This is a genomic window from Rubritalea squalenifaciens DSM 18772 (genome assembly GCF_900141815.1).
Lineage (GTDB): Bacteria > Verrucomicrobiota > Verrucomicrobiia > Verrucomicrobiales > Akkermansiaceae > Rubritalea > Rubritalea squalenifaciens.
The window spans coordinates 432373-447089 of sequence record NZ_FQYR01000003.1; the positions used below are offsets into that span (position 1 = coordinate 432373).

General features: G+C 49.1%; 12 protein-coding genes and 1 tRNA gene. 7 read left to right on the forward strand and 6 right to left on the reverse strand.

Annotated features, from left to right (window positions below; all coding sequences use genetic code 11):
• Positions 1-20 precede the first annotated feature (20 nt).
• The 3 genes from BUB27_RS07230 to fabG all read left to right on the forward strand — a co-directional run bounded on the left by BUB27_RS07230 (position 21) and on the right by fabG (position 5469).
• Positions 21-2570, forward strand: a complete 2550-nt coding sequence (locus BUB27_RS07230) for an MFS transporter (protein WP_143158896.1) — start codon at positions 21-23, stop codon at positions 2568-2570.
• Positions 2571-2688: 118 nt separating this feature from the next.
• Positions 2689-4677, forward strand: a complete 1989-nt coding sequence (locus BUB27_RS07235) for a glycosyltransferase (RefSeq protein ID WP_143158897.1) — start codon at positions 2689-2691, stop codon at positions 4675-4677.
• 45 nt (positions 4678-4722) lie between these two features.
• Positions 4723-5469, forward strand: a complete 747-nt coding sequence (fabG, locus tag BUB27_RS07240) for a 3-oxoacyl-[acyl-carrier-protein] reductase (RefSeq protein ID WP_143158898.1) — start codon at positions 4723-4725, stop codon at positions 5467-5469.
• Between the two features lie 100 nt (positions 5470-5569).
• Here fabG and BUB27_RS07245 read toward each other — a convergent pair whose 3' ends face one another.
• From BUB27_RS07245 to BUB27_RS07265, 5 genes are all read right to left on the reverse strand, one after another.
• Positions 5570-7363: a PhnE/PtxC family ABC transporter permease gene (locus BUB27_RS07245; protein WP_143158899.1), complete on the reverse strand. Its 1794-nt coding sequence runs from the start codon at positions 7361-7363 to the stop codon at positions 5570-5572.
• Positions 7364-7380: 17 nt separating this feature from the next.
• Positions 7381-8148 carry a phosphonate ABC transporter ATP-binding protein gene (locus tag BUB27_RS07250; protein ID WP_143158900.1) on the reverse strand — a complete coding sequence of 256 codons (768 nt, stop codon included), beginning with the start codon at positions 8146-8148 and terminating at the stop codon, positions 7381-7383.
• Positions 8149-8212: 64 nt separating this feature from the next.
• The gene (locus tag BUB27_RS07255) at positions 8213-9121 is read right to left on the reverse strand and encodes a putative selenate ABC transporter substrate-binding protein (RefSeq protein ID WP_159434853.1); all 909 of its coding nucleotides are present in this window, start codon (positions 9119-9121) and stop codon (positions 8213-8215) included.
• Between the two features lie 185 nt (positions 9122-9306).
• Positions 9307-9741 (reverse strand): exosortase system-associated protein, TIGR04073 family, encoded by a 435-nt coding sequence (locus tag BUB27_RS07260; RefSeq protein WP_143158902.1) that lies wholly within the window; start codon positions 9739-9741, stop codon positions 9307-9309.
• A gap of 99 nt (positions 9742-9840) precedes the next feature.
• Positions 9841-12099 (reverse strand): serine/threonine-protein kinase, encoded by a 2259-nt coding sequence (locus BUB27_RS07265; RefSeq protein ID WP_143158903.1) that lies wholly within the window; start codon positions 12097-12099, stop codon positions 9841-9843.
• Between the two features lie 259 nt (positions 12100-12358).
• Here BUB27_RS07265 and BUB27_RS19230 point away from each other — a divergent pair, with 259 nt between their 5' ends.
• Complete coding sequence (locus BUB27_RS19230; protein ID WP_143183714.1) at positions 12359-12535, forward strand: zinc ribbon domain-containing protein; 177 nt, start codon at positions 12359-12361, stop codon at positions 12533-12535.
• A gap of 176 nt (positions 12536-12711) precedes the next feature.
• A tRNA-Pro gene (locus BUB27_RS07275) sits at positions 12712-12788 on the forward strand.
• 82 nt (positions 12789-12870) lie between these two features.
• Here BUB27_RS07275 and BUB27_RS07280 read toward each other — a convergent pair.
• A complete protein-coding gene (locus BUB27_RS07280; protein WP_159434854.1) occupies positions 12871-13434 on the reverse strand; it encodes a 5-formyltetrahydrofolate cyclo-ligase in 564 nt (187 codons plus the stop codon).
• A 119-nt stretch (positions 13435-13553) separates the two neighbouring features.
• Between BUB27_RS07280 and BUB27_RS07285 the strand changes: the two genes are divergently transcribed.
• A complete protein-coding gene (locus BUB27_RS07285; protein WP_143158905.1) occupies positions 13554-13871 on the forward strand; it encodes a DUF3820 family protein in 318 nt (105 codons plus the stop codon).
• Between the two features lie 75 nt (positions 13872-13946).
• Positions 13947-14660 (forward strand): phosphoribosylaminoimidazolesuccinocarboxamide synthase, encoded by a 714-nt coding sequence (gene purC / locus BUB27_RS07290; RefSeq protein ID WP_143158906.1) that lies wholly within the window; start codon positions 13947-13949, stop codon positions 14658-14660.
• Positions 14661-14717 lie beyond the last annotated feature (57 nt).

The following is a 14717-nucleotide window of genomic DNA, read 5'->3' on the forward strand; positions in this document are numbered from 1 at the left end:
TTTATGTCTAGTGTTCGGGCGTGAATTCCAATCAACCCGCAGATCGAGATGAAAAACTGGCCAGTAAGAGGGATGTTCGCTCATTCTGGACGATGGTGCTCTTGGCTGCTCAGAATGCTTACAATGATAAAGCGGCCCAGTTTTTTCTGATTCCTCTGGCTGGCTGGTTGGCGGTCTTGGCGGGTACGAGTGGAGAGAGTACGATGGAGTATAAGCTAGGTCTCTTGATTGTGCTTCCCTTTATCCTGTTCTCACCTCTGGCTGGATGGCTATCAGATCGCTTCAGTAAGACTTGGGTGCTACGCGGGGGGGCAATCCTTCAGTTGTTAGTGTTAGCCTTGATTGTTGTCGCGGTTCATTTTCGGTGGATCAACCTGGCTGTCTTTGGATTCTTTTTGTTGGCATTGCAGTCTACTTTATTGAGTCCAGCCAAGAAGGGGATCGTCAAGGAAATGCTTGGCAGTGAGCGACTTGGTTTTGCCAGTGGGGTGCTTGAGATGGCGAGTGTTTTGGCAATCTGTGCGGGCCAGATAGCCAGTGGGTTTTGGTTTGATTCTAGACTTAGAGCTTCAGGAGATGGCTGGCAGGCTGCAGGGTGGCCTTTGGTGCTGATCCTCATACTCGCAATCCCGGCAGTGCTCTTGTCCTTCAGTATCAAGGTTTATCCATCGCCATCAAAGCGGCCGTTCAAGGCTTCAATTCTCTGGGAGCATTTTAAGCAAGTTGGGCAGCTATTTGAGAATAGAAGGCTTAAGTGGAGCGGGCTTGGAGTGGCATTTTTCTGGTTCTTTGGCGGCTTTATCAATCTTGTGGCAATCCAGTTAGGCAAGGAGCTTTCAGGTGGAGGAGTGGGATTTGGCTCTGAGCTGGCTTGGTTTATTGCTGCTGCCAGCGGTGGTATCATTCTGGGGGGATTCTTGGGCGCTATAGGGTGTAAGCGTTATATCGAGCTAGGTTTGGTGCCAATAGGGGGAGTGATCATGGTATTGGGCTGTGCTCTGCTCGCGATGACCGATATCCATTCTGTGTGGATGAAAGTGTGGATGGTATTTGCAGGTGTGGGTGGAGCTATCTTCTTGGTTCCTTTGAATGCGTATTTGCAGGATATCGTGGATCCAGCGAAGCGAGGCAGTGTTCTAGCAGGCCTCAACTTGTTGGACTGTATGGCTGGAGTAGTTGCGGTGATCGTGCAGCTGGCGATGTTTAAACTGCACATGCCTTTGTGGGTGCAATTTACGGTAATGGCCATGCTCTGTGCTGTGGCTACAGGCTTCTCATCCAAGCTCTTGCCCAAGCATTTCCTGAGATTTACTCTGCTCAGTATTTTCCGAATCTTTTACAGGCAGAAAATCCTCAATGCCGAGCGCATGCCGGAGACGGGTGGTGTCTTGATTCTGCCCAACCATGTTACTTACCTTGATGCTTTTGTGCTCACTGCAGCCAGCCCTAGGCCGATTCGCTTTCTCATGTTTGAGGGCTACTTCAAGAAAGGGGGGCTGATAAGGTGGTTTGTAAAAATGTTTGATACGGTGCCGATTTCCAAAACCAAAGCGAAAGAGGCATTGCAAGTCGCTGCCGAGGCGGTCAAGCAAGGAGGGGTGGTTTGCATTTTTCCCGAGGGACAACTTACCCGTAGTGGCAGTATGAACGAGATGAAGCGCGGCTTTGAAATGATCGCACGTAAGGCTGATTGTCCAGTGATGCCAGTATACATGGACGGGCTATGGGGATCTATTTTTTCCTTTGAGCGCGGAAAGTTCATCAAGAAAGTGCCCTACAAAATGCCTTATGGAGTGACAGTGGCGTGGGGTGAACCTGTTTCAAGTAGGGAAATGAATTCTACTCGTTTGAGGAAAGAACTTTATGAGCTATCAGCGGAGGCTTTCGGTTTGAGAGAACTTCTCAGGCATCCCGGGCGAACTCTTGACCGGAGTGTGACCCTCTTGTCTGAGAATGAGGATAGGTTCCAGCGCCTTCTGAACGAGGTGGAGCAGAGGGGCGAGCGCGGGCAGAGGGCTCTTCTGGCGAATGCTTTGCAGTTGGCTGAATGTCCTGTGGTTCGTGTCAAATCGACTATCCTTGTCGACGCTGAAAGTGCTCTAGCACCACTCTATGCGATAGCCTTGCCTGCCATCAGAAAGCTTAAGGTGATCTTGGTAGGCAACGATATGAGTAATGAGGAACTTCAGAAGCTTATGTCAGGAGCTGATATTTCTGCAGCTTTTGGTGCCGAAACTCTTTATCAGAGACTCAATGATATGGGGGTGACTGGATTTGCCTACTATCATGAGGGAGGGGAGCTCTATCCCGAGAATGCTTTGCCATGCTTTGCGATGGGGGTGGTTGACGACGAGGTCATCAGTATTTCCATCGCGCATCCTAATGCGGTAACGGCAACCAATCAATTCCAGGCGGGCTGGAAGGAAGGAAGTATCGGGCGATTACTGCCTGGCTATGCCTATGAGCAGGAAGACGAGGAAGTTAGTTTACGGGGCGTAGTGACCAAGGATAAGGTGATACGTATTCTGGCGAAATTAGATTCAGAAGGATTTTTGTTTCCTGAGTGTTAGTGTGTTCTTTTTGTAAGGTGCTGGTGTCGAAAAAGTAACATGCGGAATCTTTCTGGATGAGGTGATCAGTGTATGACGAGGGTAGCAGCTCTAAATCGAGCGCAAATTACCCACGATCATGCGTATAGAATTCGTCACAGATACATTTCCTCCTGATGTTAATGGTGTTGCGATGACTTTGGGAAGGCTCACGTCTTGTCTGAAGAGTCGCGGTCACTACATTCACGTGATTCATACTGGTGAGTCTGCAGCGTGTGGTGAGACCAAGAAATATTCAGTGTCTTTGCCTGGATACCAAGAGGTGAGGGTAGGTCTTCCCAGTCCGTTAAAATTACGCAAACGCTGGAAGAAAAAAAGACCTGATGCGATTTATGTCGCCACGGAAAGCCCCTTGGGGGTTTCGGCCATCAAGGCCGCCCGCGAAATGGGAATCCCTGTGGTAAGTGGGTTCCATACGAACTTCCACCAGTATCTTCAGAAATACAGTCTGGGCAAGATGCAGAAGCCTGCCATGGGCTATTTGAGGCGTGTTCACTCTAAAGCAGATTGTACATTTGCCCCATCACAGAATGTGGTGGATATGCTCAAGGAAGAAGGTTTCGAGAAGGTGAAACTCTTAGGTAGAGGGGTGGATACAAATCTCTTTAATCCCAGTAAACGCTGCGCTGTTCTCCGCTCGGAATGGGGGGCGCGTGCTGAGACCCCGGTGGTGGTGATTGTAGGCAGGGTGGCTCCAGAGAAGAATCTCGATTTTGCCATGGATATTGTTCGGGAGATGCGTGCCCGAATCCCTGATACAAAAGCTGTTGTAGTTGGGGATGGGCCTAGTCGTGAAAAGCTTGCTCAGGATAATGGTGATGTGCAGTTTGTGGGCGTAAAGACCAATGAGGAGTTGGCCAAGCACTATGCCTCAGCTGATATCCTTTTATTTCCGAGCGAAACGGAAACCTTTGGGAATGTTCTCTTGGAGGGCATGGCCAGTGGCTTGATTACCGTAAGCTATGAGTATGCGGCATCTGCTTTACACGTAAAGCATGGGGAGAATGGACTTCAGGCAAGGTTTGGTGATGAGGATTCCTATCTGGAGCAGTCTATCCGCGCTTTAGGGCAGCTCCGTAATGACCAGATGAAGGATCTGGCTCGGCGGGCTGTGTTAGAGATGAGCTGGGACAAGATTGCCCAGAATTTCGAAGACCACATTCAAGAGGTGATCCAGGAAAAGCCAGTGACTCAGAGAAGGGTGAAGAATAAGCGTACGCTGAAATTAAGAAGTCTGTTTCTCTCTGACATTCACCTCGGAACTGCGGACAGTAAAACACGCGAGGTTGTACAAGTTCTCAAGAGCGTGCGCTGTGAACGTATCTATCTGAATGGTGATATTATCGACGGATGGGCCCTGAAGCGCGGTGCCAAGTGGAGAAAATCCCACACCAAAGTCATTCGTTTGTTGCTGAAAAAAATGGAAAAAGAAGGCTGTGAGCTTATCTATCTACGCGGCAACCATGATGACTTTTTGGAGCGGATTCTGCCGGTGGATATCGGTGGTATGAAAGTCGTCAAAGAATGCTACCACGAGGCGGTGAATGGTGACCGGTACTTGGTGATTCACGGAGATGGCTTTGATAGTGTCTCCACCAATCACAAGTGGCTGGCGAATCTGGGTGCTGTAGGCTATGACTTCCTGCTGGGTGTGAACCGTTTCTATAACAAGTACCGCGCATGGCGAGGCAAGGAGTACTTCTCACTGAGTAAGGTGGTAAAAGCCAAGGTAAAGTCTGCAGTGAGTTTTGTAGACAGTTATGAGGAGAAGCTACAGGGACTGGCCAAGGCGAAGAATTGCCAGGGAATTATCTGCGGCCATATTCATACTCCGGCAGACAAGCAGGTGGGTGATATCCACTACCTTAATAGTGGAGATTGGGTCGAGACGATGAGTTGTATTCTCGAGCACGAGGACGGAAAGCTGGAGGTTGTTACTTATGAAGACCTGATGAAAGAGCTGGAAATCAGACCCAGTGAGCCAATCGAAGACGAAGATCTAGAGGAGAGCCCTATGGAAGCCATCCGGGGAACAGCTGTCGCCAGAGATTTGGTGGCGCGAGTTTAGTGGGTTTCGGCTTGGCAGGGACTCAGATCCATGGGAAAGAAAGTCATGTCACGCTTTCAAGACAAAGTAGTAGTGGTCACTGGTGCAGGACGCGGCATCGGTAAAGCGATTGCACGTGCTTTCGCGGCAGAAGGAGCCAAGGTCGCAGTCATCAGCCGCAGCGAAGGTAGCTGTCAGGGGGCTGCTGACGAAATCAATGCAGAATTCGCTGATTCCGCGAAGGCTTATGCAGTGGATGTTGCTGATTTTGATGCCGTTCAGGAACTCGGTAAGAAAATCTCTGAGGATCTCGGTGCCATTAACGTGTTGGTCAATAATGCTGGTGTTACCAGAGACGGTCTGCTCATGCGCATGAAAGAAGATGATTGGGATACAGTTCTCGATACTAACCTTAAGGGAGCATTCAATACTGTGAAGGTATTCCAGCGTCCGCTCATGAAGGCCGAAGATCCTCGTATCATCAACATCGCTTCAGTGATTGGTCTCATTGGTAATGCTGGTCAGGCAAATTACTCTGCTTCCAAGGCTGGCTTGATTGGTTTCACCAAAGCTATCGCCAAGGAACTCTCCGGACGTAAGGTCTGCTGTAATGCAGTTGCTCCGGGCTTTATCACCACCGATATGACTGACGAACTCGATGAAAAGCTGCGCGACGGTATTCTCGCAAACATCCCGCTCAAGCAGTTCGGTGAGACCGATGATATTGCTAACTTGGTGCTCTTCCTGGCTAGCAAGGAAGCCCGCTATATCACTGGTCAAGTAGTTGCCTGTGATGGTGGTATGACCATGTAAGTGACCCCGTAAAAATCATTTTTGTAAGCGCGTCTCTTGATACCAAGAGGCGCGTTTTTGGTTCCTAGAATGGTCAATTAGTCCACAGGTAGCGAGCTAACTAGGAATTTTTGAGTTTGGCTCTGAGGATTACTGAGATGATGTCGCTGATGAATATGACGGCGGTACCTAGCAGAATGTAGAAGAGCATGGAGTCATAGCGGAGGAATGAAGACTCCAAGGAAATGTAATATCCCAGAGAGGTAATGGATAAGAGGCCCAGAATGGTGGATTCACGTACACAGGTTTCCCAGCGGTAGAAAATAAATAGGATCTGCCGGTTGAATGATGCTGGTAGAAGGGCGCACAGGTAGGACTGGTTACGACTGCCGCCAGAGAGAATTTGTTGTTTCGCAACCAGGTCATCCTGGTTTTCGTGTGTCTCTGACCATAGCCGGCCTAAAATGCCGAAGTTATGGATCGCCAGTGCTATCACCAAGGGCCAGGCGTGAGGCCCTATAATGCCGATTAGCAGGAAGGCCAGGATAAACTCAGGAATGGAGCGAGCGATGAGGAATAAAGTGCGTACGACCCATCCTAGGAAGCTCCAGAGGCGTGTCAGAACTTTGCTGGTATGACCTGAGGGCAAACCAAATGGCTTCGCGCTGGCAATATTACGGCTGGCCCATGGGACGAAGGCATAGCCAAAGATAGCAGCAAGTAAGAGGGCTGCTGATGCCATGATGACGGTCGAGAGGAGTGCCTCCGCACCGTTGGTGGTCCAAAGGTTTTCAGCCCAAGGAATGGCATCAGACCATGCATGAGATTCTCTGACGGGCTTTGGAAGTAAGCCTTCGGCGAATGTTTTGGTCCGCTCCCAACGGCTGAGATGGGAGTGATACTGATTCAGTGGCTCGCCGATGAACCAGGCAGCTACTGAAGTGAAAAGAAGGGCTGTCCATGTCAGACGCATGAAGGGCCAGCGTGGAGTGTGCCGCTTGAGTGCTCTGATGTTATTTGGATCCGGATTTAGCAGCGCATGAGGAGCTGTGTGCAGACGTTTTCTGATGTGTGCGCCCAATATATCGAAGGCCATTACAACCAGGATGAGTGAATACAGTCCGGTCCATACTTCGTTGTAGTAGTTGTTCTCGTAGGACTGTTTAATGGTTAGACCGATGGTCTCGATACCGATAAAACCAAGGACTGCTGATGAGCGAATAGCGCATTCCAGCCTGTACATCGTGTAAGTGAGAAGATCCGGTAAGGATTGAGGGAGTCTGGCTGCAAAGAATGCCTGAAGACTTCCTGCCCCGGAGTATACAAGGTGGTCTGAGGACCGTGCGTCTTGCTCATCGATGATTTCGGAGAAGACCTTGGCCAAAGTCCCTGCATAGGGCAGTGCTATAGCGATACAGGCTGTTAGTGGTGAATCGCCTAGGAAGGCTAGGAAAAGCATCACCCAGATCAATTCATGCACAGAACGAATCAAGGTCGTAAAAAAGCGGCTTACAAGGTAGACGAGGACAATAGGGAGGCGCAGAAGGTAATGCTTAAAAGACGAACTTGTGGAGTCTTGAAGCTTTTTAGGCCACCATGAGCGTGAGCATAAGATGCCTAGAATGAGGCCTGCTGGCAGGGCCATGGACATGGCCACAAAAGCATAGCGTAATGTGGCCAGCATGTTCTCACCAATTCGTTCCAAGAAGGGTTTGGCATCTGCCGGAAGTGATGGGTTCTGATCAGTAAATGCTGGGTTTAGAGCGGCTGAAAAGAAGTCTTTGGCTGCTTGCCAAGGATCTGCCCCGTCAGGGAGGTGATTGAATTTTAACCCCAGATCTTTCAGGCAAAAGATGAAGACAATGAAAAAGAAGGTGATCGTGGTGCGTCTCCAGCTCCACAATGGCGGTTTCAATTCTGGTGTAGAATCATTCACTCTATGGTATCACTAGTGTGACTGGAACTGAGCTTGTATAGTTTTCGGAACTCATCATCAGAGAAATCATCAGGTGAGCCGTCGAATACGATTCGGCCCGCGCGCATGCCAATGAGGCGTGGAAAGAACTCCCTAGCGTAATCGAGGTTATGCAAAGAGCTGATAAGGGTGAGCTTGTGCTTCTTCGACAGGGTGGTCAGGCAACTTAAGAGAGAGTGTGCGCGTGAGGGGTCTACTGCTGACACCGGCTCATCGGCAAGGATGCTAGAGGCCTGTTGGTAGAGAGCGCGAGCGATAGCTACGCGTTGTTGCTGTCCACCAGAGAGAGAGTCAGTCCGATGGAATATTTTCTCTTTGATGCCCACCTCATCGAGTATTGAGTGAACGCTTTTGATTTTGTGAGCAGCAGGGAAAATGAGGTCTTTGAGGGTAGCTGGAAGATGGCTTTTACCGATTTTTCCCAGGAGAACATTCTGGCTCACCTTAAGGTTTGGGATAAGAGCAAGATCTTGAGGGATGTATGCGATATTACTTCGGAATTGCTGAAGCTTACGTGCCGGAAGATTGGCGGGTGTAGTATCGTCGTATACGTATTCACCTTGGTTCAGTGAATGCTCAGTGGCCAGTACTTTTAAGAGAGAGCTTTTGCCTGAACCTGAGGGCCCAATGAGTGCTATTTGTTCACCTGCATCAATGGTGAGATTGACATTCGCCAATGCATGCGTCGACCCAAAGTTCAAGTAAGCATCGACGATCTTGATCATGGTGATATTGGAAAAATGAGTACGGGAGCAACAAGCTCCCGCACTATCTAAATACTACCGGAAGTTACTTATCGAAAGTCACTTTCTTCATGACTTCGGCAATGCCTTCAAAAGTGCTGTTATCTACTTTGACCAGCTTGCTGCGGCTGAGGGCTTTGAGTACAGCCTCGTCTTCACAGTTTGCAAGGGCGTCCTGGAGCTTGGTAATAAAATCTTCACCAAATTGTTCGTTGAGAACAGGGTGTGCGGTGAAGTTATAATCTGCATACTCTGGAGTTTCCCAAATCACGGTAGATTTGGTTGGATCAATGGTGCCATTTTTGACGCCTTTCTCATAAACGGTGTAGCTCAGTACGCCAGCTTGATAGGTGCCGTTTTGAACGAGTTCAGCTGTCTTGTCATGAGCCCCAGAGAAGCCGAAATCTTGTGAGAAAAATTCCTGAGGAGTTTTGCCGGAGTTTTCCATGATGTAGAAGGATGGCATGATGCAGCCTGAAGTGGACCCGGAGCTTCCGTATGTGAATTTAAGATCTTTAATCGCTTCAGGAAAGGACTCAGATTTAGTTAAGCTAGTAGAGGTGTTAGCGATAAAGTAGCTCTTGAATTTCAAGTCCTCAGCACCGGCAATGATAGCTTCAGCACCCTTAACCGCATCACGAGCTTGGACGCCCGTTACACCACCGAACCATGCAAGCTGGACGTCTCCACCTTTAAATTTCTCCACTGATGCAGGATAGTTAGGAGAGGCGACGAATTCGACTTTGATATTCAGAGTTTTGGAGAGGTAGTCAGCAACTGGTTTATAGAGCTCTGCTTGCGCAGAGGTGTCCTGGTCAGGAATTGCTGAGAAGCGGAGTACGGCGTTAGAGGAATCTGTGGTCGTGGATTCTTCGGCTTTTTTACCGCAGGAGGTGAGACCTGAGAGGGCCATGCCACCGAGTGCGGCGGACATTAGGATTTGCTTAGCTTTCATGGTTAGCTTGGTGATGTCGTTTCTTATTCTTTGGATCATGCCGTATTCAACACGGCCTAACACAGTGTAGTGTGTACCCATACTCCAAGCTGTCTAGATAAATTATCAGGTGAGTATAGACACAAAAAAACGCTTGGTGAATTCACCAAGCGTTTAAGATAAAACTTTAATCTTAAAATAGCCGATTAGTACTTCTGGCTGCGAACATGTCCAGTGTAGTAAGTCTCAAAGCCGAGTTCTGGTGGGAACTCTGAAAGGCCGTCATGCACATTCATTTCAATGCGATTGTCCTGACCGCACTTCATGTAAGGCTGCTTGAAGGTGCCGTGGAAAGTAGGGCAGCGGAAGGTAACGAGTTCATAGAAACCGTAACCAACACGTGAGAATGCACGCTGAGTACCGTCTACCAAACCGTATGACCAGCCAGCTTTTCTGCCGTATTGCTCATTCTTACGTACGATTTGCTCTGGAATCTCTACAATACCGTAAAGGATGTTGGAGATAGCGCGACCAAGCTTACGTGTAGATGTGTAAGCTGCTCCAGGAGGTGCCTGGATGTCAGCGAATGAAGTCGTCGCTGTCAGGATAAGGGCTGCTGAAGAAATTAGGATTTTTCTCATGTTATGTTTATACTGGGCTTGTTTGTTGGGCTTTGACAATCGCAAAAATTAGTATTTTTGGAATAAATTGCGGAAGCAGTCTGACTGGCTTTCTGCGTCTTATCGATTTTTGAGTTTATCGAGTGCTCTCAGCGCGCGGTCTTTCACTGTTTCGTTGTGACGGTCATTAGTGAAAGCCTCAAGGGTCTTGGTTGAGTATGGCGCATTTGCATTCACTAGATGAGAGATGATGCGGAGCTTGTCACTATCAGTCTGAGCGATGCTGGAAATGGTCATCCACTTGAGTTCTGCTTCACTGGGGCTGCCGTGGCTGTGATCTGCAGTCAAAAGCTCGAAAGCACTGTTGAACATTGAGCGGCGAACCTGTGGGACCTGCTCGGATTCAATGGCTGTAATGAGTGCGTCAAATGGTTGATCGTTAGGCCAGTCAGCGTATCCAGCAGCAGCTGCGATCCTGAGACCGTCTTCATCACTCTTAAGTGAAGTTTCGATCTTTCTTCTGGCTCTTTCTGTGCCTGTAGCACCAAGGAGGCGGATGACGCTGAGTCGCTTGGATTCATCGAGAATCTGGTCAACGGTGCTCAGTAGTTGGTCGGTCAGTGTTGTTTTGTTGTAGGAATTGCTGATGACTGACTGAAGTGCTTTCTCGGCAGTCTTGGTAACCTGTGAATTCTCAGAAATACGCAGGATATTCAGGTAGCTTCTGAAATCATCGTCTTTCGGATTCTTCGCTGCCGCTTCGATGGCGACTCGGGAGCTACCCTGATCTACATGGTCAGCCGCATAAGCAAGGAGGTCTGAGATGACATCCGTGTTCTGGCGTCTGGATAGAATTTGGAATAGATTTTCACGAGTCGTGTCACTGATGGCGTCAGTCGTGGCGTAGGAGAGGATCTTCCTGTCTGGGTTGAATGAGTTGTCTACGGCCTTTGCTACTTGCAATCTGAGCAAGACTGCGTGGCGATCTTTGTTTTTAAGATCTGCAAGTGACTTCAGTAGGATATCCAGTTCTTCCTCACTTGTAGGGATGTCCTTAGCGGTTGGATCTTCAATTTGCTTCACCAGCTTGTTGAACACCTCAGTCTCATTATTGGCTGAGAGGCGAGAGATGATCAGGATACCGAAGATGATGATTGCCGCGCCAATGACTGAGGCGAGAACAATCTTCGTGGTGTTGCTCATCTTGGAGAAGAATGAGCCCTTGGCTGCTTGTGGTGCAGCGGCAGGAGTTGTATGGCTGGCAGCTGTCGCGGTGGAAGTCACCGGGTGGCTGTGAGTCGTCGGCTTTGCTGCTGATGCAGGCTGAATAGCTGTGGCGCCAGTAAGAGGATTTCCTCCAGCAGCAGCTGGTCTCACGCTCTGGGAAGCTGTAATGCTTCTTCCTCCAGCTGGAGGAGTGATTGGCTGAGGTGCTGTGCCTGTCTCCAGACGAGTGCCTGCTGCTACGGTAGCGGCTTGCGTAGAGGTCTGTGGGATGACGAGTTGTGGGCCAGATGATGGTGCAGGGGAGGCAGCTCCTTCGTTCTTGGCAGAAGCTTCATCGGAAATGAACTTTTCAAGGGCTACTCGGGCAGATTCTGGACGGTCATCCATATTTCTGCTGATGTGCCACATGACCCAATCACAGAGCCACTTGGGCAGGTCTGGGCGTACTTCATGTAGTGGCTGCACCGTATTCTGAAGGTGGCTAGCCATCACCTGCGGCGCAGTATCACCATTAAACGGATAAGTGCCGGCCAGTGCAAAGTAATACATGGCGCCGAGTGAGTACATGTCAGTTCGGCGGTCGAGAGGCGTTCTTTCGAACTGCTCTGGAGCCATGAAGAAAATGGATCCAAATACAGCATCACCGTGATCAATCGTCTGAAGTGACGGCTGTGCGGAGAATTTGGCGAGACCGAAGTCAACCAGTTTCACCTGGAAGCGTCCTGAAGGAAGCCAGCAGACCATTACGTTGGATGGTTTAAGGTCACGGTGAACCAAGTCCAAGTCTTGTGCGGCAATCATAGCCTCTTGAGACTGGATGGCGACTTCTCGGAAGTCTTCATAGGTCAGGGTGCCTCGCTCGACCATTTCATCAAGCGTCTTGCCGTTGATCAATTCCATGACAACGTAAGGCCCTTCCTTATCCATACCCGCGTCATAGACGGTACAGATGTGAGGGTGTTGTACTGAGGATAGGGCAGTGGCTTCCTTTAATAGATTCTTGGTGGCGGTTTCAGCATCTTCATAGCCGCCCTCTGTGAGGACTCGCTTGATGGCGACTTCTCGTCTAAGCTGGGTGTCGTAGGCCCTGTAAACAGCGCCAACACCGCCTTGACCAATTTTTCCTCTTATTTCGTAGCGTTCGTCGGTCATGGATTTTTTGTGGAGTGGCGACAGTCTTGAGGAAGATCCACATAGACGCAATGCAAAATTCCAACTATTTAATAATCTTAATTAAAGTAGGATTCATGGTTACTGCTCACTAGATTTCATAAGCATTCTAGGGATATGGACATCTGAAGGTTTTCTTGAAGCTTTGGATGTCTTGTCTGAATCAGTGTGACAAAAATGCCGATATGATTTGTGTGGTACTCCAAGAAGAAGGAGATTAATCGTGAAACGGATTAAAGAGATGGATATTTGTGAAGTTCAGTGCCCGAGTTGTTTTGAGTGGTTTTCCTTCATTATGCCACCTGAAGGGGAGAGTGAGGGGCAAAATTTAGACTATGATTGCGAGGTTTGTTGCCGCCCGATGCTGATCAGTATTGAAAATGGCACGGCACACGCGATTTCTTTAGATGAGTGCTGATTGGTGGATGTGATCCTTAATTCCCTGAGTGCCAAAGGTCCTTGTTTTTCTTATGAAAGATCATCTCTGGGAGGCAGGAAAAAAATGCATTTTTTTGCAAAAGAGTACTTGATTTATTCCTGTATTTCGTGGAGTCTCCGCCCGCCCCGCGAGAGCGGGCCAAGCAAACACTCCGTCGGGGAGTAGCTCAGCTTGGTAGAGCGCCGGCTTTGGGAGCCGGATGTCGCAGGTTCGAATCCTGTCTCCCCGACCATTTTAACCGCTGTTTCGACAGCGGTTTTTTTGTGTCTATATCTCAGCTAAGGTGGTGAGTATGTGATCTACACCTCAGGCGCTTAGGCGATAAGCACTTGGTCTACCAATAGGTCATGACATTCCGTGGGGATGTGATCTACCATTTGGCATGGGAGTGCTATTCCCAGTATGTGGCAACTGTCTTTGAGTTGGGATAGGAAGCGGTCGTAGTATCCTCCACCTTTGCCGAGCCTTTCTCCATTGGAAGTGAAGGCAAATGCTGGGCAGAGGACGAGATCGATAGTGTTGTTGGGCACCAGTGTTTCACCACTGGGGATTGGCTGCCTCAGGCCGTAGTACCCTGCTTGCATCTGAGTGGGGCAGGTAACTTGGTAAAACTCCATGGAGCCTCCTTTGGTGGCGTGAGGATAGGCTATCCGGTGTTGGGGCAGAAGTTGATGCAGCGAGGAGAGATCTGGCTCAAATGGAAGATGGGCGAAACTGGTGATCGTGTGTACTTCAGGGTGGGACTCAAGCCATTGGGCGATCTGTTTGCAGAGGGAGGTACTGCTCACTTGTAGTTGTTCTTTGCTGAGCGACTTTAACTTCAGGCGGATATCATCACGCAGTGCGTTTTTTTGTTCAGCTATGGATAATTGAGTCACGTGCTTCTGGTGGTTTGGATTGAGATGTTTAACGTGGACAATGCCAGCAAACAAGTTTGTAAACAGGTAGCGCGATAAACTTCACCATAGTGGTGAACGGTGGCAGGTGCAGGACCATTATGGATTTTACAGAGATAGATAGGGATGACTTCCGCAGGTTGCTTAATGATATAGGGAACACGCACATGCCATTTGGGAAATTTGGTCCAGGTAACTATCCTCCCTCTGGGGTGCCTATTATGGATCTGCCGCCTGAGTACCTGATGTGGTTCAAAGAGCGTGGTTTTCCAAAGGGGCGCCTGGGGGAATTGATGGAGATGGTCTACGAAATTAAAGGTGTGGGTATGGACTCCCTCTTTGATCCGCTGAGGCAGGCGAAGGGGGGGAGGGTCAGTATTCGTAAGGCTCGGAAGAAGAGTTTCGACTTTGATGAGTAGGTGTGAGTGCTTTTCGCGTGTATCTTTGATACGCGAGTGCTTGACCATAGCTCTCAGGCTGCATAACTAGAGGGCATGGAACCACTTTATGAAGGTAAGGCTAAGCGCCTCTACGCCACTGACGATCCGAATGTGCTTAGAATGGAGTACAAGGATGAGGCTACTGCATTCAATGCTCTCAAAAAAGCAGAGTTTGCGAACAAAGGTAGGCTGAATACTGCGATCACGCTCGCAATATACCGTATGCTTGAAGCTCGTGGAGTGGAGACTCATTTGGTGGATAAAGTAGATGATATTAATCTCTTGGTGAAGAAGGTGGATATCCTGCTTGTTGAAGTGATTGTCCGCAATTTTGCGGCAGGTTCTTTCTGCAAGCGCGTGGGGGTTGAAGAGGGGACGCAATTCAAGCAGCCGATCGTGGAGTTTTCATACAAGAGCGATGAGTACGGTGATCCGCTGATCAATGAGGACTATGCGCGTGAGATGGGGCTTGCGACACCTGAGGAGTGTGCAGAGCTCAAGCGTAAAGCTCTTGTGGTAAATGAGGTGATGGTGGATTTCTTCCAGCGTTGTGGTCTCAAGCTCGTTGATTTCAAAATTGAATTTGGTCGAACCAAGGATGATGAGGCCAAGATTGTGCTGGCTGACGAAATTAGCCCGGATACCTGCCGACTCTGGGATCTGGAGACGGGTAAGAAGCTTGATAAAGACCGTTTCCGTCAGGATCTTGGTGATGTCATGGAGGCCTATGAAGAGGTTCTCAAGCGCGTTGAAAAAGAACTCAGCTAAGAACCGCTCCAGGTAATATTCTCATTCAATAAAAAGGCCCACTTCTCAAAGAGTGGG

Coding starts and splice junctions, on each gene's coding strand:
- BUB27_RS07235 (WP_143158897.1), top strand. CDS start 2,689: ATGCGTATAGAATTCGTCACAGATACATTTCCTCCTGATGTTAATGGT.
- fabG (WP_143158898.1), top strand. CDS start 4,723: ATGTCACGCTTTCAAGACAAAGTAGTAGTGGTCACTGGTGCAGGACGC.
- BUB27_RS07250 (WP_143158900.1), bottom strand. CDS start 8,148: ATGATCAAGATCGTCGATGCTTACTTGAACTTTGGGTCGACGCATGCA.
- BUB27_RS07255 (WP_159434853.1), bottom strand. CDS start 9,121: ATGAAAGCTAAGCAAATCCTAATGTCCGCCGCACTCGGTGGCATGGCC.
- BUB27_RS07260 (WP_143158902.1), bottom strand. CDS start 9,741: ATGAGAAAAATCCTAATTTCTTCAGCAGCCCTTATCCTGACAGCGACG.
- BUB27_RS07265 (WP_143158903.1), bottom strand. CDS start 12,099: ATGACCGACGAACGCTACGAAATAAGAGGAAAAATTGGTCAAGGCGGT.
- BUB27_RS19230 (WP_143183714.1), top strand. CDS start 12,359: ATGGATATTTGTGAAGTTCAGTGCCCGAGTTGTTTTGAGTGGTTTTCC.
- BUB27_RS07285 (WP_143158905.1), top strand. CDS start 13,554: ATGGATTTTACAGAGATAGATAGGGATGACTTCCGCAGGTTGCTTAAT.
- purC (WP_143158906.1), top strand. CDS start 13,947: ATGGAACCACTTTATGAAGGTAAGGCTAAGCGCCTCTACGCCACTGAC.